The 26,459-nt window shown below is 69.6% G+C and carries 28 protein-coding genes; 9 read left to right on the top strand and 19 right to left on the bottom strand.

Features of this window, described 5'->3' with window-relative positions; genetic code table 11:
- Window positions 1-196: 196 nt before the first annotated feature.
- On the bottom strand, window positions 197-961 hold the full coding sequence (locus ABD204_RS04375; RefSeq protein ID WP_194423454.1) for a YqjF family protein: 765 nt from the start codon (window positions 959-961) through the stop codon (window positions 197-199).
- Window positions 958-1,995, bottom strand: coding sequence for a zinc-binding dehydrogenase (locus ABD204_RS04370; protein WP_194423453.1), 1,038 nt, complete (start codon window positions 1,993-1,995; stop codon window positions 958-960). The genes ABD204_RS04375 and ABD204_RS04370 overlap by 4 nt, the downstream gene beginning before the upstream one ends.
- A gap of 98 nt (window positions 1,996-2,093) precedes the next feature.
- On the opposite strand from ABD204_RS04370, the gene poxB reads away from it, so the two are divergent.
- Both poxB and ABD204_RS04360 read left to right on the top strand, forming a co-directional pair.
- The gene (poxB, locus tag ABD204_RS04365) at window positions 2,094-3,824 is read left to right on the top strand and encodes a ubiquinone-dependent pyruvate dehydrogenase (RefSeq protein ID WP_194423452.1); all 1,731 of its coding nucleotides are present in this window, start codon (window positions 2,094-2,096) and stop codon (window positions 3,822-3,824) included.
- A 78-nt stretch (window positions 3,825-3,902) separates the two neighbouring features.
- On the top strand, window positions 3,903-4,301 hold the full coding sequence (locus ABD204_RS04360; protein WP_194423451.1) for a hypothetical protein: 399 nt from the start codon (window positions 3,903-3,905) through the stop codon (window positions 4,299-4,301).
- A 29-nt stretch (window positions 4,302-4,330) separates the two neighbouring features.
- On the opposite strand, the gene ABD204_RS04355 is transcribed toward ABD204_RS04360, so the two are convergent.
- Window positions 4,331-5,374, bottom strand: coding sequence for an isopenicillin N synthase family dioxygenase (locus ABD204_RS04355; RefSeq protein WP_194423450.1), 1,044 nt, complete (start codon window positions 5,372-5,374; stop codon window positions 4,331-4,333).
- A gap of 195 nt (window positions 5,375-5,569) precedes the next feature.
- Between ABD204_RS04355 and ABD204_RS04350 the strand changes: the two genes are divergently transcribed.
- The 3 genes from ABD204_RS04350 (at window position 5,570) to ABD204_RS04340 (ending at window position 8,885) form a co-directional block, all read left to right on the top strand.
- Window positions 5,570-6,565 (top strand): nucleoside hydrolase, encoded by a 996-nt coding sequence (locus ABD204_RS04350; protein WP_194423449.1) that lies wholly within the window; start codon window positions 5,570-5,572, stop codon window positions 6,563-6,565.
- A gap of 97 nt (window positions 6,566-6,662) precedes the next feature.
- On the top strand, window positions 6,663-8,156 hold the full coding sequence (locus tag ABD204_RS04345; RefSeq protein ID WP_194423448.1) for a DUF4407 domain-containing protein: 1,494 nt from the start codon (window positions 6,663-6,665) through the stop codon (window positions 8,154-8,156).
- 54 nt (window positions 8,157-8,210) lie between these two features.
- Window positions 8,211-8,885 (top strand): metal-dependent transcriptional regulator, encoded by a 675-nt coding sequence (locus ABD204_RS04340; protein WP_194423447.1) that lies wholly within the window; start codon window positions 8,211-8,213, stop codon window positions 8,883-8,885.
- Here ABD204_RS04340 and ABD204_RS04335 read toward each other — a convergent pair.
- From ABD204_RS04335 to ABD204_RS04320, 4 genes are read right to left on the bottom strand one after another with little or no spacing between them, the layout of a single operon-like run.
- Window positions 8,789-9,784, bottom strand: a complete 996-nt coding sequence (locus ABD204_RS04335) for a metal ABC transporter permease (RefSeq protein ID WP_194423446.1) — start codon at window positions 9,782-9,784, stop codon at window positions 8,789-8,791. The genes ABD204_RS04340 and ABD204_RS04335 overlap by 97 nt on opposite strands.
- A complete protein-coding gene (locus tag ABD204_RS04330) occupies window positions 9,781-10,716 on the bottom strand; it encodes a metal ABC transporter permease (RefSeq protein ID WP_194423445.1) in 936 nt (311 codons plus the stop codon). The genes ABD204_RS04335 and ABD204_RS04330 overlap by 4 nt, the downstream gene beginning before the upstream one ends.
- 10 nt (window positions 10,717-10,726) lie before the next feature.
- Window positions 10,727-11,479 carry a metal ABC transporter ATP-binding protein gene (locus tag ABD204_RS04325; protein ID WP_194423444.1) on the bottom strand — a complete coding sequence of 251 codons (753 nt, stop codon included), beginning with the start codon at window positions 11,477-11,479 and terminating at the stop codon, window positions 10,727-10,729.
- 35 nt (window positions 11,480-11,514) lie between these two features.
- Window positions 11,515-12,459: a metal ABC transporter substrate-binding protein gene (locus ABD204_RS04320; protein WP_194423443.1), complete on the bottom strand. Its 945-nt coding sequence runs from the start codon at window positions 12,457-12,459 to the stop codon at window positions 11,515-11,517.
- A gap of 160 nt (window positions 12,460-12,619) precedes the next feature.
- Here ABD204_RS04320 and ABD204_RS04315 point away from each other — a divergent pair, with 160 nt between their 5' ends.
- Complete coding sequence (locus tag ABD204_RS04315) at window positions 12,620-13,777, top strand: serine hydrolase domain-containing protein (protein ID WP_194423442.1); 1,158 nt, start codon at window positions 12,620-12,622, stop codon at window positions 13,775-13,777.
- A 10-nt stretch (window positions 13,778-13,787) separates the two neighbouring features.
- On the opposite strand, the gene ABD204_RS04310 is transcribed toward ABD204_RS04315, so the two are convergent.
- On the bottom strand, window positions 13,788-15,014 hold the full coding sequence (locus tag ABD204_RS04310; RefSeq protein WP_194423441.1) for an MFS transporter: 1,227 nt from the start codon (window positions 15,012-15,014) through the stop codon (window positions 13,788-13,790).
- A gap of 125 nt (window positions 15,015-15,139) precedes the next feature.
- Here ABD204_RS04310 and ABD204_RS04305 point away from each other — a divergent pair, with 125 nt between their 5' ends.
- Both ABD204_RS04305 and ABD204_RS04300 read left to right on the top strand, forming a co-directional pair.
- Window positions 15,140-15,595: a MarR family winged helix-turn-helix transcriptional regulator gene (locus ABD204_RS04305; RefSeq protein ID WP_194423440.1), complete on the top strand. Its 456-nt coding sequence runs from the start codon at window positions 15,140-15,142 to the stop codon at window positions 15,593-15,595.
- Between the two features lie 40 nt (window positions 15,596-15,635).
- Window positions 15,636-16,430, top strand: coding sequence for a gamma-glutamyl-gamma-aminobutyrate hydrolase family protein (locus tag ABD204_RS04300; RefSeq protein ID WP_194423439.1), 795 nt, complete (start codon window positions 15,636-15,638; stop codon window positions 16,428-16,430).
- 39 nt (window positions 16,431-16,469) lie between these two features.
- Here ABD204_RS04300 and ABD204_RS04295 read toward each other — a convergent pair whose 3' ends face one another.
- The 6 genes from ABD204_RS04295 to ABD204_RS04270 form a co-directional block, all read right to left on the bottom strand.
- Window positions 16,470-17,204, bottom strand: a complete 735-nt coding sequence (locus ABD204_RS04295) for a phosphatase PAP2 family protein (protein ID WP_194423438.1) — start codon at window positions 17,202-17,204, stop codon at window positions 16,470-16,472.
- The gene (locus ABD204_RS04290; RefSeq protein WP_194423437.1) at window positions 17,201-17,608 is read right to left on the bottom strand and encodes a GNAT family N-acetyltransferase; all 408 of its coding nucleotides are present in this window, start codon (window positions 17,606-17,608) and stop codon (window positions 17,201-17,203) included. Before ABD204_RS04290 ends, ABD204_RS04295 begins: the two co-directional genes overlap by 4 nt.
- A 56-nt stretch (window positions 17,609-17,664) precedes the next feature.
- On the bottom strand, window positions 17,665-18,594 hold the full coding sequence (locus tag ABD204_RS04285) for an NAD(P)/FAD-dependent oxidoreductase (RefSeq protein ID WP_194423436.1): 930 nt from the start codon (window positions 18,592-18,594) through the stop codon (window positions 17,665-17,667).
- 13 nt (window positions 18,595-18,607) lie between these two features.
- Window positions 18,608-19,807 carry a GTPase family protein gene (locus ABD204_RS04280; RefSeq protein ID WP_194423435.1) on the bottom strand — a complete coding sequence of 400 codons (1,200 nt, stop codon included), beginning with the start codon at window positions 19,805-19,807 and terminating at the stop codon, window positions 18,608-18,610.
- Window positions 19,808-19,841: 34 nt separating this feature from the next.
- Window positions 19,842-20,459 carry a hypothetical protein gene (locus tag ABD204_RS04275; RefSeq protein WP_194423434.1) on the bottom strand — a complete coding sequence of 206 codons (618 nt, stop codon included), beginning with the start codon at window positions 20,457-20,459 and terminating at the stop codon, window positions 19,842-19,844.
- 251 nt (window positions 20,460-20,710) lie between these two features.
- Window positions 20,711-21,226: a hypothetical protein gene (locus ABD204_RS04270; RefSeq protein WP_194423433.1), complete on the bottom strand. Its 516-nt coding sequence runs from the start codon at window positions 21,224-21,226 to the stop codon at window positions 20,711-20,713.
- Between the two features lie 136 nt (window positions 21,227-21,362).
- Between ABD204_RS04270 and ABD204_RS04265 the strand changes: the two genes are divergently transcribed.
- Window positions 21,363-22,361: an endonuclease/exonuclease/phosphatase family protein gene (locus tag ABD204_RS04265; RefSeq protein WP_194423432.1), complete on the top strand. Its 999-nt coding sequence runs from the start codon at window positions 21,363-21,365 to the stop codon at window positions 22,359-22,361.
- A 30-nt stretch (window positions 22,362-22,391) separates the two neighbouring features.
- Here ABD204_RS04265 and map read toward each other — a convergent pair whose 3' ends face one another.
- From map to ABD204_RS04240, 5 genes are all read right to left on the bottom strand, one after another.
- The gene (gene map / locus ABD204_RS04260; protein ID WP_194423431.1) at window positions 22,392-23,168 is read right to left on the bottom strand and encodes a type I methionyl aminopeptidase; all 777 of its coding nucleotides are present in this window, start codon (window positions 23,166-23,168) and stop codon (window positions 22,392-22,394) included.
- A 58-nt stretch (window positions 23,169-23,226) separates the two neighbouring features.
- On the bottom strand, window positions 23,227-24,693 hold the full coding sequence (locus ABD204_RS04255; protein WP_194423430.1) for an RNA polymerase sigma factor: 1,467 nt from the start codon (window positions 24,691-24,693) through the stop codon (window positions 23,227-23,229).
- An 18-nt stretch (window positions 24,694-24,711) separates the two neighbouring features.
- Window positions 24,712-25,467 (bottom strand): L,D-transpeptidase, encoded by a 756-nt coding sequence (locus ABD204_RS04250; protein ID WP_194423429.1) that lies wholly within the window; start codon window positions 25,465-25,467, stop codon window positions 24,712-24,714.
- Window positions 25,468-25,485: 18 nt separating this feature from the next.
- Complete coding sequence (locus ABD204_RS04245; RefSeq protein WP_194423428.1) at window positions 25,486-25,938, bottom strand: hypothetical protein; 453 nt, start codon at window positions 25,936-25,938, stop codon at window positions 25,486-25,488.
- Window positions 25,939-26,085: 147 nt separating this feature from the next.
- Window positions 26,086-26,457 carry a DUF2834 domain-containing protein gene (locus ABD204_RS04240; protein WP_194423427.1) on the bottom strand — a complete coding sequence of 124 codons (372 nt, stop codon included), beginning with the start codon at window positions 26,455-26,457 and terminating at the stop codon, window positions 26,086-26,088.
- Between the last annotated feature and the right edge of the window lie 2 nt (window positions 26,458-26,459).

Here is a 26,459-nt window from a genome sequence, read left to right as displayed (position 1 = left end):
TGGCGACGTGGCGACGTGGCGACGTGGCGACGTGGCGACGTGGCGACGTGGCGACGTGGCGACGGTGTGAAGAACACAGGAGAAGTGAGCCAGAGAGCGGCGTCGACCCGGGTTTCGCGCCGGATCCGGCCAGATCTCCTGTGTTGTTCACCGGAACTGCCAGACGGGACAACCGAGCGGGGCGAAGGGGGTCGACTCAGACGCGGCGGGCAGCGGCGAAGCGGGTGATGAGTCCGGGGTGGTCGAACGGCATGGCCAGAACGGAGTCGGGTGGGCGGGCGGCGAGGTGGGGGAACCCGGCCGCGGCGAGGAGGTCGTCGTCGAGCGCGAGCAGCTCGGCGTCGACGAGCGGCCAGGGCTCGTGTTCGTTCGCGGCCCAGATGGTGCGGCCGAGGTGACGCTCGTGGAAACCCCATCGGGCGGTGAGGAATCGCGAGAGGGGCGTGTCGACGGGTGCCTCACCGATCGCGACCCGGATGCGCGTGCGGGGTGCTCCGGGTCGTCCGCTCGGGCTGCGGCGGCGGGAGCGGACTTCGCGCACCCGGGCCTCCGACTCGTCGCGCATGCCGATCTGCGCCCACCGGTAGGGCAGGCCGAACAGTGCCCGCGCCGTCAACACGGGCACGAGGTGCTGGGCTTCGAGGGTCTGGAAGACCACGCCGCGGCGTCCGTCACGGTCGATGCCGTAGGTGCGGATGTTGATCTCGTGGAATGTGCCGAGCCGCGGCACGGGTCCGAAGGGCAGGAAGCGGAAATCCGACAGCACGAAGGGCACGAGCGCGATCCAGGCCGAGCCGTCGAACACGTCGGGTTCGATGCCGGGCGGAAGGAGGGGGCGGATGAGGTCGGGGGCGACGCGCCAGTGGAGGAACATCGCCTTGCTCCACCGCTGCGCGATGACGGCGCTTCCCGGCAGGTCGGGAGCGTGGGGGTCGAGGGGAGGCGGCGTGTCGGTGATCATCGGCTCGGGTCGATCAGGGTCATGCCCGCAGGCGAGTGGGTGTCGAGGGCGGGGAGGAGTCGGGCCACTTCCTCGAGGGGGACGACCCGTTCGATCAGCTCCTGTGGTCGCAGGTCGCCGCGGTCGATGAGGTCGAGCATGGCGGGGTAGTCGGCGGCGGCCATGCCGTGGCTTCCGAGCAGGTCGAGTTCCCACGCGATCGCGCGTGCCATCGGAACCGGCGACAGGCCGCTCTCGGTGGGGAGGAGGCCGATCTGCACGTGACGGCCACGACGTCTGAGGGAGAGGATGGCGTCGACGCATGCCTGTTCGGTTCCGACGGCGTCGATGGAGACGTCGCCGCCCCCGTCGGTGAGGTCGTGGATGCGTGCCGGGACGTCAGTCTCGGTCGCCGACACGGTGTGGTCGGCGCCGAGCCGAGCGGCGGTCTGCCGCGCGCGGTCGCTGCGGTCGACGACGACCACCCGCGCGCCGAGGGCCTTGGCGATCATGACCGCGCTGAGGCCGACCCCTCCGGCGCCGACGACGGTGACCCATTCCCCGGCGGCCAGGCGGGCGCGGGCGGTGAGGGCCCGGAAGGCGGTGGCGAAGCGGCACCCGAGCGACACGGCGGCGTCGAAGGAGACCGCGTCCGGGATGCGGACGAGGTTGGTGTCGGCGGCGTGCAGGGCGACGAGCTCGGCGAACGATCCCGCGTGTGTGAATCCGGGTTGCTGCTGGTCGGGGCACACGTGCGCGTCGCCCTGGCGGCACCAGCGGCATCGGCCGCACCCGCAGACGAAGGGCACGGTCACCCGGTCGCCCTCCCGCCACCTTTCCACGCCGGCCCCGACGGCGCGGACGACGCCGGCGAGTTCGTGTCCGGGGATGTGGGGGAGGGTGATGTCGTCGTGTCCGACCCAGGCGTGCCAGTCGCTGCGGCACAGGCCCGTGGCCCGGACCTCGACGACCACGCCGCCGGGCGGTGGCACGGGCGCAGGCACGTCGCGGACCGCGAGGGGTCCGGCGATCTCCTCCATGACCAGTGCGCGCACATTCTCACGCTACCGCCGCCGGGTGTCGACCCCTCGATCCCGAACGGTCGCGCCTCCCTATGGTGGGCCGCGTAGACCGACCGGAATCGAGGAGCACCATGGCCCAGTCCATCGCCGAGCAGTCCGTCGAGATCCTCGAACGCGCCGGGGTCGAGCGCGTGTGGGGGCTTCCGGGGGACTCGCTCAACGCGTTCACAGATGCGCTGCGCACCAGCGGGATCGACTGGATGCATGTGCGGCACGAGGAGGCCGCCGCGTTCGCCGCGGCCGCGGAGGCCGAAGTCACCGGGGAACTGGCGGTGGTGGCCGGCAGTTGCGGTCCGGGGAACCTGCACTTCATCAACGGCCTGTTCGATGCGCACCGCAGTCGCGTGCCGGTGCTGGCGATCGCGTCGCACATCCCGTCGTCGGAGATCGGGTCGAACTACTTCCAGGAGACCCATCCGCAGGAGCTGTTCCGCGAGTGCAGTGACTATTGCGAGCTCATCGCCGACCCGTCGCAGTTCCCGTGGGTGCTGGAGACGGCGATGCGCACGGCGGTGGAGAAGCGCGGGGTCGCGGTCGTCGTGGTCCCGGGAGACATCTTCTTCGCAGATGCGCCTGATCGCCGACCGGCCGCCGCGATCCAGGCGGCTCAGCCGCGGATCGTGCCGGCCGAGAGTGAGTTGTCGGCCGCGGCGGGACTTCTGGATGCGGCGGAGGCGGTGACGATCCTCGCGGGGGCGGGGGTGGCGGGTGCGCGTGATGAGGTGATCGCCCTCGCCGACCGGTTGCAGGCGCCGATCGTGCATGCGTTGCGCGGCAAGCAGTACATCGAGCATGACAATCCGTTCGATGTCGGTATGACGGGTCTGCTCGGCTTCGCGTCGGGCTATCGGGCGATGGAGAAGTGCGACACGTTGCTGATCCTCGGCAGCGACCTTCCCTACCGGCAGTTCTATCCGGCTGACGCGACGATCATCCAGGTCGACGTGCGTGGTGAGCAGCTCGGGCGTCGCGCACCGGTCGATCTCGGCATCGTGGGCGATGTCGGCGAGACCGCCCGCGCCCTCCTGCCGCTGCTGCGCGTGGGCCGCGACAGCGGCCACCTCACGTCTGCGCTCGACCACTACGCCAAGACGCGGCGGGAGCTCGACGAGCTCGCCACCGACGACGGCAAGGCGCCGATCTATCCGGAGTTCCTGACGCGGCTGGTCGACGAGGTGGCGGATCCGGATGCCGTGTTCGTGCCCGATGTCGGGTCGCCCGTGACATGGGCCGCCCGGTATCTGCACATCCATGCGGAGCGGCATCTGGTGGGGTCGTTCTCGCACGGTTCGATGGCCAACGCGCTTCCCCACGCGCTGGGTGCGCAGGCGGTGGATCGGGATCGTCAGGTGGTCGCGCTGGCCGGTGACGGCGGCTTGGCGATGCTCATGGGCGATCTGCTGTCGCTGCGTCAGAACGACCTGCCGGTGAAGATCGTCGTGTACAACAACTCGTCGCTGAACTTCGTGGAGGTGGAGATGAAGGCGGCCGGGATCGTCAATTGGGGCACCGGGTTGGACAATCCCGACTTCGCGGCCGTGGCGGAGTCTGTCGGGATCACGGGCATCCGTGTCGAGGAACCGGGCGATCTGCGTGGGGCGCTCGAGCGGGCGTTCGCGGAGCCCGGGCCGGCGTTGGTCGACGTCGCCGTCGCCCGTCAGGAGCTGTCCATCCCCCCGTCGATCAGCGCCGCGCAGGCAAAGGGGTTCGCCCTCTACGCGTTGCGCACGGTGATGTCGGGGCGCGGCGACGAGTTGCTCGACCTGGCCGACACGAACGTGTGGCGCCGGCTGTTCTCCTGATCGCGACGCCGGCGCCCGGGCGAGATGGCGCGGTGACGGGGCGTGGCCCTAGGCTCTCAACCGACCGGAGGGGATCCGATGACCACACCCGCAGCACCCGAGTCGGATGACGCATCGTCCGGCGCCACGCCGACTTCGGCGGACACCCCGGTCGCCTGGTCGAGCCCTCCGCCGCGCCCGAAACGCGATGTGTACGGCATCGTCGCGACGATCATCGCGGCGATCGGCCTGGTGCCGACCCTCGCCGTGGTTCTCATCGGGCTGATACCCGCGTTCAATCTGGTGTGGTGGTACCTGCTCGTCCTGTTCCCCTTCACGGCCCTGCTGGCGGTGTTGGTGTTGCCCTTGGCGACGGTGGGGATCATCGTCGGGATGCGCCGCGCGTCGCGGATCCGCTGGTCGATCACCGCCGCCGTCCTCGGCGTCGTGATGGTCGCCCCGATGGCGCTGATCTTCCTCAGCTCCCTCGCCGTCTGACGCGGCGCCCCGACCGGTGGTGACCGACCTCAGCGCTGGCTGGCCAGGACGCGCGCCGACTCGCGTTCGGCGGTGATGTTGCGCACGCCGGCGCGGGACCCGGCGAGCTTGGCGGCGATGTGCTCGCCGACGGTGACCGGTTCGTACAGGTCGGGGTGTTCGTCGTCGATGCACGAGGGAAGGGTGCGGATGACGGCGTCGACGTCGCCGTCATGGAAGAACGCGGCGCTGCGGCGACGCTCGATGGTCCCGCCGATCACCGGCGGCTTGACGCGATGCAGTGTCGACATCCAGCGTTCGTTGGTCAGGCGCGCGGTGACGTCGCCGAGGTTGATCAGCAGGGCACCCTCTTCGGGCTGCACGTCGTTCCACGTGCCGTCGGTGCCGAGCACCTGCAGCCCGCGGACCTGGTCGGCCCACAGGATCGTGACGATGCCGTAGTCGGTGTGCTCGCCCATGCCGGTGAGATCGCCGTCGAGGGTGACGTCGGTGCCCGGCGGGAGGGCGTAGTTGTTCATGCGGAACACGTCGAGGGAGTGCCCGGTGCGCGCGGCGAAGAACTCCGGCTCCAGACCGAGCGCGTCGGCGAAGATGCTCGTCATGGTGCGGGCGACGCGGGCGGCTTCGCCGAAGTAGGTCTGCACCTTCTGTTCGAAGCCGGGCACGTCGGGCCAGACGTTGTCGGCGTAGTCGGGCTGCGGGAGGTCGGGGGAGTCCGGGTAGTCGGCGGCGGTCGCGCCGACGTTGAACGCTTCGAAGAAGTCGTTCATGCGCGTGGCCGACTCGACGCCGAGGGAGAGGGAGAGCGATTCTGACTTCGGCGGCGAGTAGCCGCGGTTGATCTCAGGCGGCGTCCGATAGGTCTTCTTCGTGTCGAGGTCGAGCTCGAAGAACGCGTCGATCGCCTCGGTGAGCCCGTCGATGATCTCGGCCCGGATGCCGTGCCCGTGGATCTGGATGAACCCGACGGTGCGGCAGGCGTGGTCGATGGCCGCGGCGACGGCGGCGCGCTCTTCGGGCGAGCCGTCTCCGACGTAGGCGGAGATGTCGACGGAGGGAACGTGGAACGTCATGGTGACTCCTTCGGTGAAGGCGGTCCGGGCGACCGCGGTGGGTTGCCGCATCAGGCTTTCCCCACCCGTGGAGGGCGTCGCTTTCCGTGCGTGTGCTCCGACGGTAGCCGCCGTCTGTTTCCACCGCGTGAAGATTCGCCCCGGATGCCCTTTCCGGGCCGATCGGGAGGATCCGGCGCGGGTAGGTTCAACGGGATGAACGTCCCCGCCACTGCCTCCGCCCCCGTCTTCCTCGACTGCGACACGGGGGTGGACGACTCCCTCGCCCTCGCCTATCTCGTCTCGTCGCCGGCGGTGCGCCTGGTGGGCGTCGGCACCGTCAGCGGCAACACCAGCAGTGAGCAGGCGGCACGGAACTCCCTCGACCTGCTGGCGCTGCTCGGCGCGGCAGAGGTGCCGGTCGCGATCGGTGCCCGCGACCATCTCGCCAAGGCGTACGACGGGGGTGTGCCGCACATCCACGGGCAGAACGGTGTCGGCGGCGTCGATCTGCCCCCCTCACCGCACGAACCGGTGGAGGTGTCGGCGGCGCGGTTGCTGATCGAGATGTCGCATGAGCACACCGGTGACCTGCACATCGTCGCGATCGGGCCCTTGACGAATCTGGCGCTGGCGCTACGCGAGGATCCGACGTTGCCCTCGCGCATCCGGGCGGTGACGATCATGGGCGGTGCGGCGCGGGCCCCCGGCAACATCACGGCCGTCGCCGAGGCGAACATCGGCAACGACCCCGAGGCGGCCGCAGCGGTGGTGGAGGCCGGGTGGGACCTCACGATCGTGCCGTTGGATGTGACGATGGAGAACGTCCTGCACGAGGAGGACCGTCTGGCGCTGCTGGCCTCGGATGTGCCGGCGGCCCGCGCGCTCGGCGAGATCCTCGACCACTACTTCGACTTCTACCTGCCCACCTACGGCACCCGCAGCTCCGCGTTGCACGACCCGCTCGCGGCGGCCGTCGCCGCCGGCGGCGTGACTCCGACGGTCGCACCGCGCGTGCCGGTCGTGGTGGACACCACCGATGGACCGGGACGCGGACAGACCGTGGTCGATCTCCGCGGGCAGCGGTTGGGGGCGGTGGATCACCCGGGTGTGCGCACCCGCGTGGTGCTCGCAACCGATCGCCAACTCGGCCCGCACCTGCTCGAGGTGATCACCGCGCCGACCCGGCGCGCGGTCCCCGTCGAGGGGTGATGCCGACGCCGGTCAGCACCTTCTCTGTCGGCGGATGTTCGGGCGCCGTGGGGCGTTCGCCCAGGGGGGCCATAGCGAGATCGTGCAGGGTGACGCGGTGAACTATTCCGCTCATCGCCCCGGCCGGTTCGGCTCCGACGGCCAGATCGAGTTCCCGGTCGACGGTGACGACGAGCCCCAGTACCTCTCCGATTTGAAGCCCGTGCCCGAGGAGACCATCGAACCCGTCGACGCCTCCGCCGACACCCGCGATCCGCTCACCCCCGACGAGCCGGTCGTCTCCGAATCCGTCACCGTCCCCGTCGATCGCACCGACTCGGTCGACCCCGAGGCCGCGGAGGAACTCGCACCCCGCGGTCGACGAACCCGCGAGGGCCGTCGGCGTCGCATGCCGTGGACGCGACGGCTGGCGATCCTCGGCGGTGCGGACGGCGACATCCTCGACGACGTGCCGGCTGAGACGCCTCGGTTCGTGCAGATGTTCTTCGTCCTGTTGGGCACCGCGGTGGTCTCGGCCTTGTCGATGTTCTTCGCCCTGCTCACGGGCGTGCAGATCGTCGCGTGGATCGCGGTTCCCCTGGCGCTGGTGTGGGCGCTGATCATCTTCAACCTCGACCGGTTCCTCACCTCGACGATGACTTCGACGCGCAACCCGTGGCGCCTGTTGGGGCTGGCGTTCCCGCGCATCCTGATGGCCGCCCTGATCGGCATCGTCGTGGCCGAACCTCTCGTGCTGCAGATCTTCCAGAACGACATCGCGCGCGAGATGAACTCGACCAACGTGGTCCAAGCGCTCGAGGATCAGACCGCGGTCGCCGACGGTCCCGAGGCGCAGGCGCTGGAGGCGGCCTCCGAACGTGTGGCCGAGCTCGAAAACCAGGCCGCCACCGGAATCGTCGCCGGCACATCGTCGACCTCCGCCGAGGCGGCCGCGGCGCAGGCCACGGTCGATCAGCTCACGGCGCAGCTGGCCGAGAAGCAGGAGGTCATCGACGAGGCCCGTCTGCTGTACCAGTGCGAGCTCACCGGGACAGGCGCCGGCGAGGTCGAGGGCTGTTCCGGCGTCACCGGGGAAGGGTCCAGCTCGGCGGCCGCCGAGGCTCAGCTCACCGCCGCCCAGGCCGCCTACGACGAGACCGCGGCGCAGCTGCTGGAGGCACAGAACGCCCTCACGGCGGCCAACGGCGCCAGCGCCGATGCGGCCGCGAGCGCATCGGAATTGAACAAGCAGCAGGCCGAAGACGAGCTGCCCCTCGCGCGGGAACAATATGACATGGCGCTGGCGGCATACAACGAACAGGCCGAGTCGGTCGCCTCGGGCAACTCCGGCGCGACGGGTCTCCTCAGCCAGATGAGCGCGATGGAACGTCTTGCCGAGGAGGAGCCCGCGATCGGCTGGGCGCATCTCCTCATCGCGCTGCTGTTCTTCATGATCGAGCTGCTGCCGGTGATCGTGAAGGTGCTCACCAGCTACGGCGATCCGTCGCTGTACGAGAAGGCTCAGGCGATGCGGCGCCAGGTCGACCTGGACCGCGTCACGGCGAAGACCTGGAAGGAGCGCGCCTCGATCGCCACCGCCGGCACGGCGTAGACGAACAGGCTGATGTTCGGTGGTTCGAACACCGATGTTTGGTAATTTCGAGGCATGTCGGTCTCCACGCTGTCCACGAGCAGCCAGAACTATCTGAAGGCGATCTGGGGGCTCAGCGAGTGGTCGGATGAGCCGGTGACGCCCACGCGTGTGGCCGAGCGGGTGGGCGTCAAACTGTCGACGGCGTCGGACGCGGTGCGCAAGCTCACCGAGCAGGGCCTGCTCGAGCACGCCCCCTACGGTGCGGTATCCCTGACGGCAGAGGGCCACACCTTCGCGGTGGCCATGGTGCGTCGGCACCGCCTCATCGAGACCTTCCTCGTGGAGATGCTCGGCTACCGGTGGGATCAGGTGCACGACGAGGCGGAGGCACTCGAACATGCCGTTTCGGACTTCATGGTCGACCGCATCGACGAGCGACTCGGGCGCCCCGAGCGCGACCCGCACGGAGACCCCATCCCCGCCGCCGACGGCACCGTGACCCGCCCGGACGCCGTGCTGCTGTCGAGCGCGCCAGCGGGCGGCCGGGTGCGTGTCGAGCGCATCTCGGACGACGATCCGGGCCTGTTGCAGTACTTCGCCGAACACGGTGTCGCGTACGGGACTGTGCTGGCGACCGACGCCGGCGCCCCCTACTCCGACGTGCTCAACGTCGCCGTCGAGGGAGGTTCGCCGTTCCCGCTGGGGCGTGCCGCGACCGACGCCGTGTGGGTCACGCCGGCCTCCTGAGCCGCGGGGCGGGCCACCGGGCGCGCCTGCATCGCCGCGAGCGCGCGGGCGCGACTGCCGCGCCGGGTGAGGCGGCTGAGGCCGAACACCGCGATGAAGATCAGCCCGTAGAACACCGCCATGCCGGCGCTGGTGGCCGCATCGAGCACATACGCCAGCCAGAATCCGGCGAGGGCACCGAAGACCGCGATCACGACCGTGAGGGTGATCATCACCGACAACCGCCTGCTGATCAGATAGGCGGTCGCCGGCGGCACGATCATCAGCGCGACCACCAGGATGGCTCCGGCCCCGTTGAACGAGGCGGTCACCGTCACCGAGACCAGGAGCATGAACGCGCCGTTGAGCAGACCGGTGCGGATGCCGATGGTCCGGGCGAAGGCGGCGTCGAACGTGGTGAGGGTGAGGCGGGCAGAAAAGGCCGCGAGGAAGGCGATGTTCAGCGCGAGCACGCCGAGCATCAGGTAAAGGTAGGCGGGGCCGATCGAGACGCCGCCGACGACGATCGGCACGAACGCCGCGAGATTGAGGTCACCGACGAGGACGGCGTGGGTGTCGAGGTGCACGTCGGCGAAGTTGAGGGTGACGAGGATGACCCCGACGCTGAACAGCGCAGGGAAGATGAGACCTTGCGGGGCGTCGCCGGTGAGCAGTCCGGTCCGGCTGAGCCATTCGCTGCCGAGCACGACGACCAACCCCGCCAGCGCCGCCCCGAACACGAGCAGCGGCGAGTCGAGGTCGCGGGTGAAGAAGTATCCGAGCACGATGCCCGGCAGTACGGCGTGACTGATCGCGTCGACGAGCATCGAGTTCTTGCGCAACACCACGAAGGCGCCCGGCAGGGCACACGCGACCGCGGTGACGACGGCGAGTAGCACCGTTGCGACGAGGAAGCTCATCGGATCGCCGCCTCCCGTTGGAGCTCCCGCTTGAGGTCGGCTCGTGCGCGCGAGCGGCGGATGGCGCGCAGCACGATACTGCGCCGCGGGGAGAACAGCATCGAGAAGACGAAGATCGCGAACAGGGTGAGCACGATCAGCGGCCCGGTGGGGATCCGCCCGAGCGCGACCGAGAGGTAGGCGCCGAGCCCGCTGCCGACCGCGCCGATGCCGGCCGAGACCATCACCATCCCCGGGAGGGTGCGCGTCCACTGCCGGGCGGCGGCGGGCGGGGTGACGACGAAGGCGACCATCAGCACGAGCCCGACGGCCTTCACCCCGATCACCGTCGCGATGACGATCGTGGTGAACATGAGCGCGTCGATCACCCGGGGCGCGAACCCGAGCACGGTGGCGTGGTCGGGGTCGAAGGTGCGCAGGGCGAATTCCTTCCAGAAGACGATCATGAGGAGCAGAGCGATCGCGCCCACGCCGATGCTGGTGGCCAGGTCGGCGATGGTGATCACCGACGCATTGCCGAACAGGTAGTCCTGGATGCCGCCCTTCCCCGGGAACGAGCCGTTCGAGACGATGCGCAGCAACAGCATCCCGACCCCGAAGAAGATCGTGAGAGAGACGGCCATCGCGGTGTCGATGCGGATCTTCGAGGTGCGGGTGATGGCGTTGGCGAGCAGAGCCGCGATCGTGCCGACGATGACGGCGCCGAGGATGAGGCCGATCATGTTGCGCCCGTCGGTGCCGAACACGACCACCGCCGCGAGGAACGCCAGCAGGGTTCCCGGAAGCGCGGCGTGCGAGACCACGTCGCTGATCAGGGACTGCTTGCGCAGGTAGGCGAAGGTGCCCAGTGCCCCGGCGACCAGGCCGATCGTCATCGTGCCGAAGAACACCATGCGATAGGTGTGGTCGGCGAAGAACTCCACCGGGCTCACGGTGCCGCCCTCACGAGGCGAACTCGAGGAAGCCGGCGTCGCCGTCGGTGACCTCGTAGGCGGTGCGGATGTTGGCGGCGGTGAAGACCTCGTCCACCGGTCCGGAGGCGACCACGCGGCGATTGAGCAGGGTGACGTGGTCGCAGTACTCGCGCACGGTCGCAAGGTCATGGTGCACGATCACGACGGTCTTCCCCTGCGCGCGCAGGTCGTGGAGCACCCGGACGATGGCCTGCTGGCTGCGGGCGTCGACGCCCTGGAACGGCTCATCCATGACGTACAGATCGGGTGCCTGCACGAGGGTGCGGGCCAGGAACACGCGCTGCCGCTGGCCGCCGGAGAGTTCGCCGATCTGCCGGGATGCGAGCTCGAGAATGCCGGTCTTGTCCAGGGCGGCCCGGGCCCGGTCTCGCTCGCGCCGGCCGGGTCGGCGGATCCATCCGAGTGTCCCGTAGGTGCCCATGGTGACGACATCGAGCACCGTGGTCGGGAAGTCCCAGTCGACGCTCGTGGACTGCGGCATGTATCCGACCCGTTGGCGCACGGCCGCGAGGGGCTGCCCGAAGAAGGTGCTCGACCCGGTCAGGGGAGTCACGAGTCCCAGCATCGCCTTGATGAGCGTGGATTTTCCGGCGCCGTTGGGGCCGACGACGCCCATGACCACGCCCTGCGGAACGGCGAGGTCGACACTGCGGAGCACGGGTTCGGAGTGGTAGGCCACCGAGAGGTTGCTCGTGGCGCAGGCCGCTGCCGGCGATGTCACCCGAGGATCGCCGGCAGCGGAGTCGGAGCGGGGGCTCACTCGGGGCTCCCGAGGGCTTCGGCGACCGCCGTGGCGTTGTGCGCGAACACCCCGAGGTAGGTGTCGACGCCGGCGTCGGCACCGAGCGAGTCGGCGTAGAGCTCTTCGTCGGAGATTTCCACGTCCCACCCGAGGGCGCGCACCGCCTCCTGCAGGCTCGTGATCGCCTGTGGGTTGGCCTGGTTGTCTTGGAAGATGACGGGCACCTCATTCTCGGCGATCAGCGAGGCGAGATCGCTGAGTTCTTCGGCGCTGAGGGCCGCTTCGGTCGAGATGAAGTCGGTCGCGTGCACGTCGAGGCCGTAGGTGTCGCCGAAGTAGGCGAAAGCGTCGTGGCCGGTGATGAGGATGCGCGGTTCAGGCACGGTGGCGAGCATCGCCTCGGCCTCGGCTGCGGCCGCGGCGATCTGCTCCTGATAGACGGTTGCGTTCTGCGTATATTCGTCGGCGCGATCGGGGTCGATCGTGGCCAGGTGATCGGCGACGTACCCGACCACCAGGGTCCAGGCTTCGGGGCTGTTCCACACGTGGGGGTCGTGCAACAGCTCCCCGCCGTCGTCGGTGTCGGGCCAGGCGAGCAACAGCTCTTCGGGGAGCTGGTCGCCGACGGCGAGCTGACGGTCGCCGAGGCTCTCGAGCTGGTCGATCATGTGCGCCTCGAGGTGGAGGCCGTTCCAGAGCACGGCATCGGAGGTCTGGATCTTCTGGATGTCCCGCGTGGAGGGCTGGTAGGTGTGCGGGTCACCGCCCGGTCCGACCATCGTGGTGACCTCGGCGTCCGGGGCGATGTTCGCGACGGCATCGGCCAGATAGCCGGTCGTCGCGTAGACCGTGAGGGGGCCGTCGCCGCCGGCCGGAGTCATGTCTGCGGCACACCCCGCGGTGGCGAAGATGGCGGCCACGGCCCCGAGGCCGAGCGTCAAACGTATGCGGGCAACCATGGACTTCCCCTCGGTGGAATCGAAACTTCGGCACGTCGTAGTTCTTCATCCTAGCGACCGATGATCCCCGCTGCACCTTTATCGAGAACTATTCTCACATCGCAAGCACTCCGCGCCGTGACACCCCCGCTCGACCCATGATCGTGGCACTGTGGTGCCCATGACCGAAGCCCTCGAACAGCTGCTCGCGCGGCATGTCGACCGCGGCACGGTGCCGGGAGCCGTCGCGGCCGTCGTCCCGGCCGGCGGGGATCTTCGCCCGGTCGCGGCCGGATCGTCGTCCCTCGACGGGCCGAGCCTGGAGCCCGACGCCATCTTCCGCATCCAGTCGATGACCAAGGCTGTCACGAGCGTCGCCGCGCTCCGCCTCGTCGAACGCGGGCTTATCGGGTTGGACGATCCGGTCGACCCGTGGCTCCCCGAGCTCGCCGACCGCGTCGTGCTGTCCTACCCCGACGCCCCGCTTGATGACACCCACCCGTCTCCGCGCCCGATCACGATGCGCCACCTGCTCACCAACACCAGCGGGTACGGCATGATGACCTCCGACTCGCCGCTGGCACGCGAGATGGTCGCAACCGGCGTCGAGGCCGGGCCGGTGCCGAGTGGCCTGGATGCCGGCGAATGGCTTTCCCGCACGGCGGCACTTCCGTTGGCGTTCGCGCCGGGCGAGGGATGGCGCTATCACCACTCCTTCTCCATCCTCGGCGTGCTGATCTCGCGGGTTACCGGCCGCACGACGCCGGAGCATCTGCGCGACGACATGTTCGCCCCGCTCGGGATGGTCGACACCGGCTTCTGGGTGCCGCACGAGGCGGCGCATCGGCTACCGGCGACCTCCCGTCGCGACGAGGGGCGCCTCGTGGAGGGCGAGCCGGCCGGCGGCGGCTTCTACGCCGGTCCGCCCGCGCATGATGTCAGCCACGAAGAGCTCGTGTCGACCCTCGCCGACTATGTGCGCTTCCTCCACGCGCTCACCGGCGGCGCCATGATCGACGGGGAACCGATGCTGGCGCCGGCCTCGGTGGCGGCGATGACCTCCGACCAGGTCGCCGACGACCTGAAGCTCCCCGACAGCTTCTTCCCCGGATTCTGGGAGCAGATGGGGTGGGGTTTCGGTGTCGGCGTGCACACCGGTGGCGAGCATGTCGGACGGTTCGGCTGGTCGGGCGGACTGGGTACGGACTTTTTCGTCGACCCCGACGGCACGATCTCCGTGCTGATGACCCAGGTGGACCTCGACGATCGCGTCATGGAGCTGTTCCACGACGTCCAGCAGGTCACGACGAACGGCCCCTCGGACCCGCTCGGGCCGTGACGGCTTCCGCTCACACGGTGAGGATCGGCCGGGTGTCCTCGTCGAGGCGCGTCGGGGGCACGACGTCGGGGGTCGCCTCGCCGCCGCCGGGGCCGCGGCGGGTGAGCGTGCGCGCCAGGATCATCACGAGGAGCCCGGCGCTCGTGATGATCGCGCCGATCCAGATCGGAGCGGTGTAACCCAGGCCCGCGGAGATACCGAGTCCGCCGGCCCACGCGCCGAGCGCGTTGCCGAGGTTGAAGGCTCCGATGTTCGCGCCGGAGGCGAGCGTGGGCGCGTGCCCTGCGTAGGCCATGACGCGGCTCTGGAGGCCCGGCACCAGCCCGAAGCCGACACCGCCCATGAGGAACAGCGAAACGACGGTGGCGACGGGGGATCCCGCCGTCAGCGCAAAGCCCACGAGCACGACGACGAGCGTGACGATCAGGCCCGTGAGGGCGCCGTCGATCGAGCGATCGGCGAGGCGGCCGCCCACCACATTGCCGAGCACAAGGCCCACCCCGAGAAGCACGAGCAGCCACGGCACGGTCGTCGCGGCGAAGCCGCTGACTTCGGTCAGCGTGTAGGCGATGTAGGTGAAGGCACCGAAGACGCCGCCGTAGGCGAGCACGGTGAGCAGCAGCGAAAGCCACACCTGGGTCGAGCGGAAGGCACCGAGTTCGCGACGAAGGCTTACCTGCGTCGCGGCACTGTCGCCACGCGGGACGAGCGCGACGATTCCGGCGAAGGCGACCACACCGATCACGACGATCACCCAGAACGCCATGCGCCATCCGTACTGCTGTCCGATGAACGTGCCGAAGGGCACACCGATGACGTTGGCGGCGGTCAGTCCGGTGAACATGATCGCGATGGCGCCGGCCTTCTTCTCAGGGGGCACGAGGCCGGCGGCGACGACCGAGCCGATGCCGAAGAACGCCCCGTGACACAGCGACGCGACGATGCGGCCGAGCATCGCCATGTCGTACGTGGTCGCGAGTGCGGTGATGGCGTTGCCGATGATGAACAGCACCATGAGACCCAGAAGCACGGGCTTGCGGGGCAGTCTCGTGGTGGCGGCCGTGATGCCGAGGGCACCGACGACCACACTCAGGGCGTAGCCGGAGATCAGCCATCCGGCGGCGGCCTCACTGACGGCGAAGTCGGCCGCGACCTCGGGCAGCAGTCCCATGATGACGAACTCGGTGAGTCCGATTCCGAACGCGCCGAGAGCGAGCGCGATCAAGCCGAGGGGCATAGGGCTTCTCCTGTTAGGATCGGGGTAGTTGCAAGCGCGGGATATTGCATCCGCGATGAAGATAATTGCACACGCAATTAGAACGCGCAAGCAAGTACTTTCCGCACGCTCGACGAGGAGGGCACATGGGCATCGCCGACGACGCCGTCGAAGTGCGCGCACAGGGCTGGCGCACCCTCGCGGCACTGCACGGACTCATCGAGTCCGAACTCGAGAAGGCCATGGGAACCGACGACATCGCCCTGTCGGTGGTCGAATACACGGTGCTCGACGCGCTGAACCGTCAAGACGGGTGGCACATGCGGATGCAGCAGCTCGCCCGCGCCGCCGCGCTCAGCCCGAGTGCGACGACGCGACTGGTCACCCGCTTGGAGAGCCGGGGGCTGCTCACCCGCATCCTCTGCGACGAAGACCGTCGCGGCATCTACACCGAGCTGACCTCGGACGGACGCGACCTGCTCGAGCGGGCGAGGCCGGTGCACGACGCGGCGCTGGAACGGGCCCTCGACGAGGCCGCGGCACGGCCCGAACTCGCGCCGATGGCGCACGTGGTCCACTCCCTCGCCCCCACCGCGGTCTGACGACCCGCGCACGAAACACGTGCGCACGTAGGCTGTGCTCGTGAACGGCCCGACCCTCCCCGCGCAGCTTCCCGCGGAGCACGCGATGATCCCCGTCGTCGTCTCGTACGCGAGCGAGACCGCGCGACATGACGCGGCCTTCGCCGACGAGCTGCGCGCCCTCGCGCAGGGAGCGGCTCGGGCGATCTCCGCCACCGGGCTCGATGCGCGGTGGGTCAACGCCGCCGCGCCCGACGCCGACGCCGACGACCTCGTCGCCGCGGCCCGCGGCGTGATCGTGCTCGGCGGGGCCGATGTCGATCCGGCCCTGTACGGCGCGCACCCCGACGGCGCCTGGATGGACTCGGCCGATGCCGCCGCGGACGCCTTCGAAGCCGCCCTGATCGGCGGCGCCCTCGAGCGGGGCGTTCCGCTGTTGACGATCTGCCGCGGCACGCAGCTGCTGAACGTCGTCTGCGGCGGAACCCTCATCCAGGACCTCGGCGACGGGATGCACCGCGAACCGAATCAGGACATGGTCACCCACCCCGTCGAGATCCACGCTGGCACCCACCTGGCCGAGGTCCTCGGAGCCGGGGCGCACGACGTGCGGTCGGGGCACCATCAGGCCGTCGGCACGCTCGGCACGGGGCTGGTGGTCAGCGCGATCGCCCCCGACGGAGTCGTCGAGGCGATCGAGGGTCAGGACGCGCGGTGGATCGTCGGGGTCCAGTGGCATCCCGAGGAGGCGGAGAGCGATCCGGCCCAGCTGCAGCTGCTGCTCGCCGACTTCGCCTCCGCAGCGCGCGAATCGGGTCCGATCGTCGATGAGCCGGCCAGGATACCCGCGGCGTAACCCACGCGCACGGCGGGTGCCGGGCGGAGTATTCCGCGCCTACGACGCGACGAGCTCGCGGCGCACGTGGGCAGCGGTCCACCGCCCCAGGAGGGCGCCCGCGACCACGTCGGAGATGTGGTGCTGGCCGCGGTAGATCCGCGAGAACGCGATCGCGGAGGGGATTCCGTACCGCAGGATCGGGCCGAGGATTCCGGCGCCACCGCGATGGCGATCGAGCAGGTCGGCGAGCGTGCCGTGGAGCGCGAAGGCGGCCGCCGTGTGGCCGGAGGGGAATGACGCCGTGCCGTGCGGCGTCTCCGGACGCCACACCCGTTGCGGCCGGAGCCGCCCCACCAGCGCCGCGGAGCTGACGAAGCACGCGGTCTCGACAGCGAGCGCCGCGCCGGGTGCGATCGCGGAACGCGCACGGCGGGTGAGTAGCCACGTGACGCCGCACCAGATCGCCCCGTTCGCGATCGTCTGCGGCACCCCGGAGTACCACGACAGCGGTGCGGTGACGCGGTCGATCCGCTCGCGGGCGGCGGCGGTGACATCAGACTCGGCGGTGAGGGCCGCGCCCGCCACGTCGGGATGGTGGCCGAATCGCTCCTGCAACGCCCGCACAGCGCGATCCTCGCGCGGCTCGTCGCCGCCGATTCGCCGGATCACGCGTCCCGCCGCCGCGAACGCGGCCGTCACGCCCAGGGCGGGGACGACGACGCGTCCCACGAGGGCCGGGACCGAGGTCGCCGCGCGTCGCGCACGCGTGGGTCGTCGGAGCCTCGTCGTCATCGGGCGGGCCTCACCATCGCGGTGACGTCGGGGGTATCGAAGCCGAACTGGCGGTACAACCCGTGCGCGTCGGCGGTGAAGAGCACCCAACGGAAATCCCGGCCGGGGCCGTCTTCGACCATGAGCTGCAGCATCCGCTTGCCGAGGTCGTTGCCCCGGTGGCCGTCGATGACGAACACGTCGGCGAGATAGGCGATGTTGACACCATCGGAGACGGCGCGGGCGAAGCCGACCTGCTCGCCCGTGTCGGCCCGGTAGGCCCCGACGACGCGCCAGGCCGCGGCGATCTGCGTGTCGACATCGGCGCGGCTGCGCTCACGGCCCCAGTAGGCCTCGGTCGACAGCCACTTCCACACGACATCCGGCTGGATCCGTGCGGGATCGTCGTCGAGCTCGTACTCCATCCGACGATTATCGTCCGCCGGCCACGCGGGCGGAGATCACCGTCCGTTTCCGCCTGCTATGCACCGGCGAGCGCGAGGCCCAGGGCGTGCCCGGATTCCCACGCGGTGCGCACGGCCGAACGGTCACCCCAGGCGTCGCCGCAGGAGGAGAGCCCGGGTGTGGAGAAGAACGGTTCGCCCGTCGTGCGGGTGGGGCGGGCGAACGTCCAGCGGTGGGCGTAGGTCGCGACGGGGTCGACCTCGATGCCCAGCAGGTCGCGCGTGGCCGCGATGACGGTGGGGACCGCGCCGTTCGGATCGTCGAGGTGGTCTCGCGCGCGCGACGTCGTGGTGTGCACCACGAGCACGGGTGCGGCGTCACCGCGTCGATCACCGTCGTCGGCGATGAAGGCCACGTCGGGATGGTCGTCGACGAACGCGCCGTGCAGATCGGCGGGCCACCGGCGCGTGTCCCACCGCAGTGCGACGGCGATGACCGGCTCCCAGTCCACGTCGGCACCGGGCGCGCGTGCGGTCAGGCGTGCCGCCTGCGGCCCGGGCATGGCCAGGACGACCTCCCCGGCGTCCTCACCGTCGACGCGGTACGGCTCGACCGCCGCGACCGTGGTCTCGGCACAGATGTCGAGACCCTCCGCAAGGTCCACCGCGAGGGAGCGAAGTCCGCGCGGAGCAGCCCAGCGCATCGGCCCGCTCTTATGCGTCTGGTCACCGTCTGCGCCGATCACGGCGAAGGTGTCGGTCCACGGCCGGGCGAGCCCCCGTTCACGCCACTCGGCGACGACCCGTTCGAACGGCGCGGATTCACCGACCACGAAGTAGGAGGCGCCGAGGTCGACGGGTCGGTCCCAGAGCGTCCGGCTTGCCAGACGCCCACCGACACGACGGCCGCGGTCGAGAACGCGGACTGACTTTCCGGCGGCCGTCACCGCCCGCGCACACGCAAGGCCCGAGATCCCGCCACCGACCACGGTCACATCCACTGCCATGCACCCATGTCGACTACGATCTCGAGACCTTCTGTTCGGCCATCTTCCGGATGACATCAAGGAAACCCGGGACAAAGTCGCCCACCGAGTCGTTCACCTTGTCGAGTTCAATCTTGCCGGTGTGTACTTGCTCGCACAGACGGGTCCAGCCCTCCCCGGTCGCGGCGGTGAGCGCTGCGGCGACACCGGCGTTGATGACGCTTCCCGCGCCGGGGATCAGCTTGAACAGGCTGCTCGCAAGCGCGCGCCCTGCCAGCTGCACACCGACCTGTGCAAGCGCGCCCGCGGAGAGCATCGTCTTGATCTCGAGGTCGTAGATGGTGGCGATGCGACCCATCATTCCGAGCTGGATCGGCGCCAGAACCGCGGCATCTGCGACGGGAACGGGTACGGCGGCAGCTCCGGCAGCTGTGGCCGACGCCGCAGCGACAACCGTTCGCGCCATGTCCCGCTTCCAGGGGAGGTTGAGTCGCTGCGCGATGCGAAAGGCATCCTTCTCGTCTTCGGGTGCGAGGGCGAGGGTCTCAGCGACGAGCTCACCGAGGCCATGCTTCGATTCCTTTCCGTTCCGATCGCGAGTAGAGGTGAGGATGACGCACCGATAAGGAATGTTCAGCGCCACGTCGTTCTCATCGACAGGGTTCTGCAGCCATTCGACAAACTCCTCGACACCCTTCGGCACCGATCGATTGCCCGTGATCGGGTTGCGTGGCCCCCAGTCCACCTTGGTCACTACGAGGATGACGGGCAGCCCTTCGTCATCGAGCTCTCGGATCATCTCGATGTCGGCCGGAGTGAGTCGGTCATCGGTCGCTTTCACGCAGTACCAGACGACGGCGATCTGACGGTCCGCGTCATGTTTAGCGATGGCCGCGAGATGGTTCTTGAGCTGCTCCCGTGGGCGCAGTTGGGAACCGATCTCGAAACCCTCCACATCCCAGATGCCGAGGGAGTCATCGTTGAAGTACTGCACGCCACGCGTGACCGGCAGGCCTTTGCCCGTCTTCGCCCAATCACGGCCGAAGACAGCGTTCACGAGCGAGGACTTTCCGACACCGGAGCCGCCGATCACAGCAAGATTGAACCGCCCATAGCGCGACTTCGCGTCGGAGGTTGCATCGAGGAACGGTTGCTCGTCGATGTCGGGAGTCGATGGTGTCGATTCGACCGCCTCAGCCGACTCGTGATCCTGCGTTCCGGATTCGTTCGGCATCGGCGGGTCTTCTTTCTGTCGCGGCATTTGGAACTCACTCAGTGAAGTGAAATTGGAGCGTGATCGCAGGGTCGATCGCGTGGACGATCCGCGTGTAGAACAGCTCCGCCTGATCCTCCAGCGTCAGCTGGAAGCCATCGATGTGCTGCTCCACAGCCTGTTCCGACAAGAGCTCTTCGAACACCGCCGTGGTGTCGATCTCGGGTGTCGTCCAGCTGAGGAAGCCGTTCTCCTCGTGCGCGACACTCAGATCGGGGTTGGTGTAGCCGAGGTAGACGAACTCCGGGATTGTGATGAGGTAGGAGCCGTCACCCGTCCGGGTGATCGCGACGTCCTTCCCCTCGATCCCGAACTTCGCGTCGTATTCGTAGCGGACCAGCACTGACCGCTCGCTACCGGGGAGTGTGAAGAAGTCCCAGTCACCGATCGCGAGCGTGAGACCTTCGCCGTTCTCCTCCTGAACATCCGTCATCCCCGCGGTGACGAGGATCACCTGCTCCTCCCCGGTGATCGAGCGAATCACCTGCGTGTCGCGCGACTCCGTGGCACCGAAGAACTTCCCCACGTTGAAGCTCACCAGAGCGGCACCGGCGATCGACGCGAGAATCACGACGACAAGAAGGACCTTCGCCCAGATCGGTGTCTTCTTCACAGGCCTCGGTGAAGAAGACGATGCGGGACGCGGCGTAGCCGTTGTTGTCATGCGGCGAATCCCCCCAGATTCAGGCGTCGATGCAGTCCTGCGAATCTATCCCGTCTCGGAGGAGATCGCTCACGCCCCGGCGTTGGGTGCGTTTCTGTCGAGTGCCGCGGCGACGGACGTCGAACGAGTCGAGACGCGAGAGTCGCAGGCGCGCGCGATGCCCGTGAGATGAAACCGTGGCAGAACTGGGCCGACCCGGGTCAGTCGGATGCGGTGGCGTCGTGCGCGAGGAGGTCGAGCACGACCTTGTCGCCCTTCGCCTGCGCGGACAGCCAGGAGACCGAGCCGTGGAGTTCGACGGCGTGCCCGGTGGGGCGGTCGGTCAGCGTGAGGATCCGGCTGAGGCCGATGTTCGCGATGTGGATGTCGACGGCGTCACGGCGGAAGGTCGCCACTTCGGAGTCGAGGCGCCCGCCGGTGTCGCGGTTGAGCAGGTGGATCTGCTCGGGGGTGATCGCGACGATCATCTTCATCGTGACCCCCTGCGCTTCGGCGGATGCCTTCACAGCCGCGAGGCCGCCGAGTCCGACACCCAAAGCGGAGCTCGTGCCGCTGTCCCAGACGGAATCTGCGGCGACGCCGCCGGCGGTTCCACCGGCGATCTGCGCGATGATCAGGTTCGCGAGACCGAAGTGTCCGGCCGCGATGACCTCTTCCTGATTTCCCAGGATCTGCCGAGCCTCGGCGATGATCTCGGCTTCACTGTCCTTGGCCACGGACTCCTCGTCTCCCGCCGAACCCGGCGATGTCCCGGATCCGACCGTAGCAGTCGACCGACCGTCACAACGCGGAGAGGGCGGCTACCGTCTCCTCCCAGTCAGCGCGCGGGAGCCGGGTGGCAGGATGACGGTGATGACCAGGGAGAGCGCACGACCCGGCGCCCGTCGGCGAACACGGCGACAGGTGATCGTGGGGACCACGATCGCGCTGGTGATCTCTCTCGCCGTCGCCGCGCTTCCCTATCTCGAGATCCGCGGAGTGGCCGCGATCCCGATCGCGCAGGCGCTCGTTCCTCTGGCCGCGGTCGGCCTCCTCGTGCTCGCCGTGATCTCGATGCTCGTGCGGTTGTGGCTTGCGGCGCTGGTCTTGGTGATCGGCGCCGCGATCAGCGGCATCCCGACCCTCACCCCCGTCGAGGCGCAGCAAGCATGCCAGGCCGGCACGCCGATGACCATGCTGTCGTTCAACGCCAAGCTCTCCGGTGCCGATCCCGACGGCCTGGCCGAGTTGATCCGGACGACGGAGCCGGATGCGGTGGCGCTGGTCGAGGTGGACGAGACCCTCATCGACGCCGTGCGGAGCGAGCCCGATCTCGCCGCCGCGCTCCCCCACCGCACCCGCGAGGTCACGCAGGGCCAGGCGAGCGGAAGCGTGATCCTCTCCGCCTTCCCGCTGTCGTCCGAGGAGGACGTGCCCGGCAGCGAGTTCGACCAGGTCAGCGCGATCGCGACGGTGCCGGAGGCGGGCGAGGTGCGACTGGCCGCCGTGCACCCGCCCCCGCCGGTGTGGCAACCGAACGGCTGGCTCAGCGGACTCGACGAGATCGCCGCGTGGGTGGACCAGACCCCCGATCACACCCTCATCATCGCCGGCGACTTCAACGCCTCGTTCGCCCACCCGGCGCTTCGCCGGCTGTCGTCGGGGCTGCGCACCGGTGCCGAGGCTGCGGGGCCGATCCCCTGGCCCACCTGGCCCGAAGAGAAGGTGGTGCCCGCCTTCACGGCGATCGATCACACCTTCGCCCGAGGGGCCGATCCGGTGGGCTGGGAGAGCTTCGCGGTCGAGGGAAGCGACCACCGCGCGGTCGTCACCGAGTGGCGGCTATGCGCGGAGGCCTCCCGCGCGGGGTGACCCGATCGCGCCGCGTCCGCACCAGCGGGGTCAGCGTGCGGAGGGAAGGGTGAGGATCTCAGCCCCGGTCTCGGTGATCGCGATGGTGTGCTCGGTGTGCGCGGTGCGGCTGCCGGTGGCGCTGCGAAGGGTCCAGCCGTCGTCATCGACGACGAGCTTGTCGGTGTCGGCCATGATCCAGGGCTCCAGCGCGAGCAGGAGCCCGGGGCGCAGCTGGTAGCCGCGGCCGGGGCGGCCGGTGTTGGGAACGTGCGGGTCGCCGTGCATGGTCGTGCCGATCCCGTGACCGCCGAACTCGGTGTTGATGAGGTAGCCGTCACCCTTGAGGACGGTGCCGATGGCGCGCGAGAGGTCGCCGATCTTCGCGCCGGGGCGGGCCGCGGCGATACCGGCGGCGAGCGCCCGCTCGGTGGTGTCGATCATCGCGAGGTCGGCCGGATCCTGGGTGTCGCCGACGATGAAGCTGATCGCGGCATCCGCGGCGATCCCCCCGGTCATGACGGCGAGATCGAGGGTGAGCAGGTCGCCGTCGACGAGGGCGTAGTCGTGCGGCATCCCGTGAAGCACGGCGTCGTTCACGGCGGTGCAGATGTAGTGGCCGAAGGGTCCGTTGCCGAAGGAGGGGGCGTAATCGACGTAGCAGGAGACCGCTCCGGCGCTGAGGATCATCTCCTTGGCCCACTCGTCGATTTCGAGCAGGTTCGTACCGACGGTGGCGCGCGCTTTCATCGCCTGCAGGACATCGGCGACGAGCGCGCCGGTCACCCGGGCCTGGTCGACCTGCGCGGGGCTCAGAATCTCGATCAACGTTCATTCCTCCAGGGTCGCCACGCCATCCTTCCAGACCGTCGCATGGAAAGCCGCGTCAGCCTGGCGGCGTCGCTTGCGCCTCCGCCGCCGCGACGGCCTCGCCGCCGGGCCCGATCGCGGTGAGTGTGAAGCGCGCGCTCTGCGGGCCGCAGCGTTCGGCGACGCCCGTCAGAGTCACCTCATCGTCGCCCCAGCTGCCGCCGAGGCGCGCGGTGTCGGCGTCGCTCGCCGACCAGGTGACGCGATAGAGGAACGGTGTCTCTTCCGGGCACCCGTCCACGCCGACCCAGACTGCGGACACCCGAACGGTCGGTGCCGGCGATGCGGGCTGAGTCGTCTCGGGGGCGGGCTCGCTCGGCGCCGGAGGCGGCACCGTCGGAGTGGGCACCGGTGATGACGGCGCGGGCGTGACCGGTGGCGTCGTCGAAGCGACCGGCGTCGGGCTCGCAGAGACCGGGATCGAAGGGGCCGGGCTCGGGGTCGTCGTTTCGACCGGTGCCGGGGATCCCCGCACGCCGGCGACCACACCGACACCTCCCGCGAGGAGCAACACGCCGGTGACGGCGAGGACGATCATCCCGGTCCGCGGCGACCGAGCGCGGTTTGCACGAGCCGTGCCGGCCGTCGGCGACACCGCCCCCTCACCGTCCCCGGCCCCGACCCCGTCCCCGGGTGCCGACGCGGCCATCCACTCCGCGGGCACCGGAACGCCGTGGGCGGCGAGCGCCTGCGCGCTCGTGGCCCGCAACGTCGGCGCCAGGGCGACGAACGGCACCGCCGCGAACGCGGCGAGGGTGACCGCGGCACGCCGCTCGCGCTCGGTGCACTCCTCGCAGCTCTTCACGTGCCGGTCGATCAGGCGCACCAGACGCGTGTCGAACGTCGTCGAAGGTGCACGGTGCAGGTCGGCGGCGAGCGCCGCGCAGTCGGGGTTGCCCTTGCGCCACAGCACCCGGGCACGGATCGCGGCGCCGAGCCGTCCACGCATCCGGTGCAGGGCCTGGTTGGCGGCGTTCGGGTCGATCCCCAGTTCCCCGGCGAGCTCTCGCGGTTCGAGGCCGTGGCGCAGGTGGAGGTCGAGGATGCTCGCGTCGCGTTCACCGAGGGCGGCCGCGGCATCCCACACGAGGTCGTACGCTTCGGAGCGGACGGCTTCGCGTTCGGGGTCGGCGAGGGCGGTGGCAGTGGGGTCGCGGGGCTCAAGCGTCCACTCCTCGTCGGTCGGCTGCACACGGCGTTCGTGGGAGAGCCGATCGAGCGACCTATTGCGGGACATGCGGAGCACCCACCCGCCGAACGCCCCCGGGTCGGCCAGGGTGTCGAGTTTCTGCCAGGCCGTGAGGAAGACGTCTTGGGTGACGTCGGCGGCCCGGTCGCGGTCGCGGAGGATCCGCCACGACACCTCCCAGCACCGGTCGAACCAGGCTTCGACGAGGCGCGCGAAGGCGTCTCGGTGTCCGGCGCGTGTGGCCTCGACCAGCTCGGCGTCGCGCCGCGTTTCGGGGCGTTCGTGACGCTCCACCAGGGTGTCCTTCCGCGGTCACGAGATCGTCACCGGTGTACCCAGGGGTAGCAGAGCGGCCAGTTCTGCGACAAGGGCGTTGTCGATGCGCGGGCACCCGTGCGAGACGGCCTGCCCGATGCTGTCCGGCACGTTGGTGCCGTGGATGCCGATCTGTCCGTCACCCCCGGCGAACTCGGTGAGCACGTCGGACCGGGCCGACAGCCCCAGCGCGTACGGGCCGTACGCGCCGTTCGGGTCACCGGTGTCGAGTTTGTCGGTCACGTAGAACGATCCGGTCGGGGTGGGATGCTCGGGGTCGCCGATGGCGGTCGGGGTCGTCCACACCACCGTCCCCGCGTCGAGGAGCGACAGCTCCCGGGCGGCGAGGTCGATCTGCACTTCGAGGGCGACCTCGCGCACCTCGGCAGCATCGGAGCGGATCCACCCGAGCGCCCCGTTCGGCCGGCCCGGCAGCATCACTTCGAGCCACCCCGTGCGGTCTGCATCGGTGACGAGCAACACGGTCTGCGACCCGAAGCCGGTCGCCGCATCGAGGGTGCGGACCACGACGCCGGCCGGGGCGTCGAAGACGTCGACAGCGGCGGTGAGGCGGGCGACGTGGGCCGGCTCGGCGGCGGCATCCGGGGCGGCGGTGTCGGCGGCGGTGCCCGGGGAGGCGGGGGCGGTCTGCACCGTCGCCTCCCCGGTGGTGCCGCATCCGGTCACGGTGAGTGCGCCGATCGTCAGGGTGCCCACGAGGGCGAGCGCATTGCGCAGAGCTGCGGTGTCCATCACGGTGTCCTGGTGGTCTCAGCCCGTGAAGTCCGGGGTGCCGCGCAGCGGCAGGTCGGTGTCGCAGTCGACGACGACCTGCTGCCAGTCGGAGGCGGAGAACCCGGTGGTGGTGTGTAGGAGCGCCCGCACGTCGAAGACACCCTCGCCGGAGGGCACGGTGTCGTGCTCGGCGAGGTTCTGCGAGGTCGCACCGTTCTCGTCCATCCACTGCATCTCGATGCCGGTGGCGTTGTCGGGGGAGTGGTGGGTGGTGATCACGTAGGTGATGCCGGCGTCCGGCTCGCACGTCGCAGATGCCTCGATGAAGACCTTGGGGTCGGGCTCGAGGTCGCCGTCGAAGTCGTCGATGTCGGTGTGGGCCGTCGCGGTCGTCGGTGCCGCGGCCGCGGGTGCGGCGAGCAGCGTCGCGGGAAGGCCCGCGACCAGGGTGAGAGCGAGGGCGGTTGCCGAGGTGAGGGTGGCGTTCATGATCGTCTCCTTGTCGGATGACGGGGCGGCTTGTCCGCTCCCGTTCACCAGGCCTGACGATCGACCGGCATCGCTCTTACAGGTTCGTGCGGATTTCTTTCCCGAGCCGCGTCGACACCGACGGAGGACGACCGATCACGATGCGGTTCATGCCGTGCCGGCGGGCGGCGTTTCGTGTCGAACGCTTTGCGCGCGCCGGGCCGCCAACCGTCGCTCGCGCATCGCCAGCCACAGCGGAAAGGTGAAGGCGAACGCCGTCACCGCCGAGCCGACGATGTACAGCCACGCGAACCGCATCCCGATGCGGCGCGATTCGACGATGATCAGGATGCTGCCCGCGATGGCCACCACCAGCAGATCGTTCGTGATCGACGACACCGCCGGCCCGCTCGAGACGAGATCGCCGATGAAGTCGTTCCCCTCGGCGATCGCGATCGCATTGAAGGTCCAGGTGACGACAAGGCCCGCGATCGCCAGCACGAGGTAGGCGAGGGCGAGCGGGGTCCAGTGACGGGTCATGC

The organism is Microbacterium aquimaris (genome assembly GCF_039531285.1).
In the GTDB taxonomy this organism is placed as follows: Bacteria; Actinomycetota; Actinomycetes; order Actinomycetales; family Microbacteriaceae; genus Microbacterium; species Microbacterium aquimaris.
This window is presented reverse-complemented; position numbering and strand designations above follow the sequence as displayed.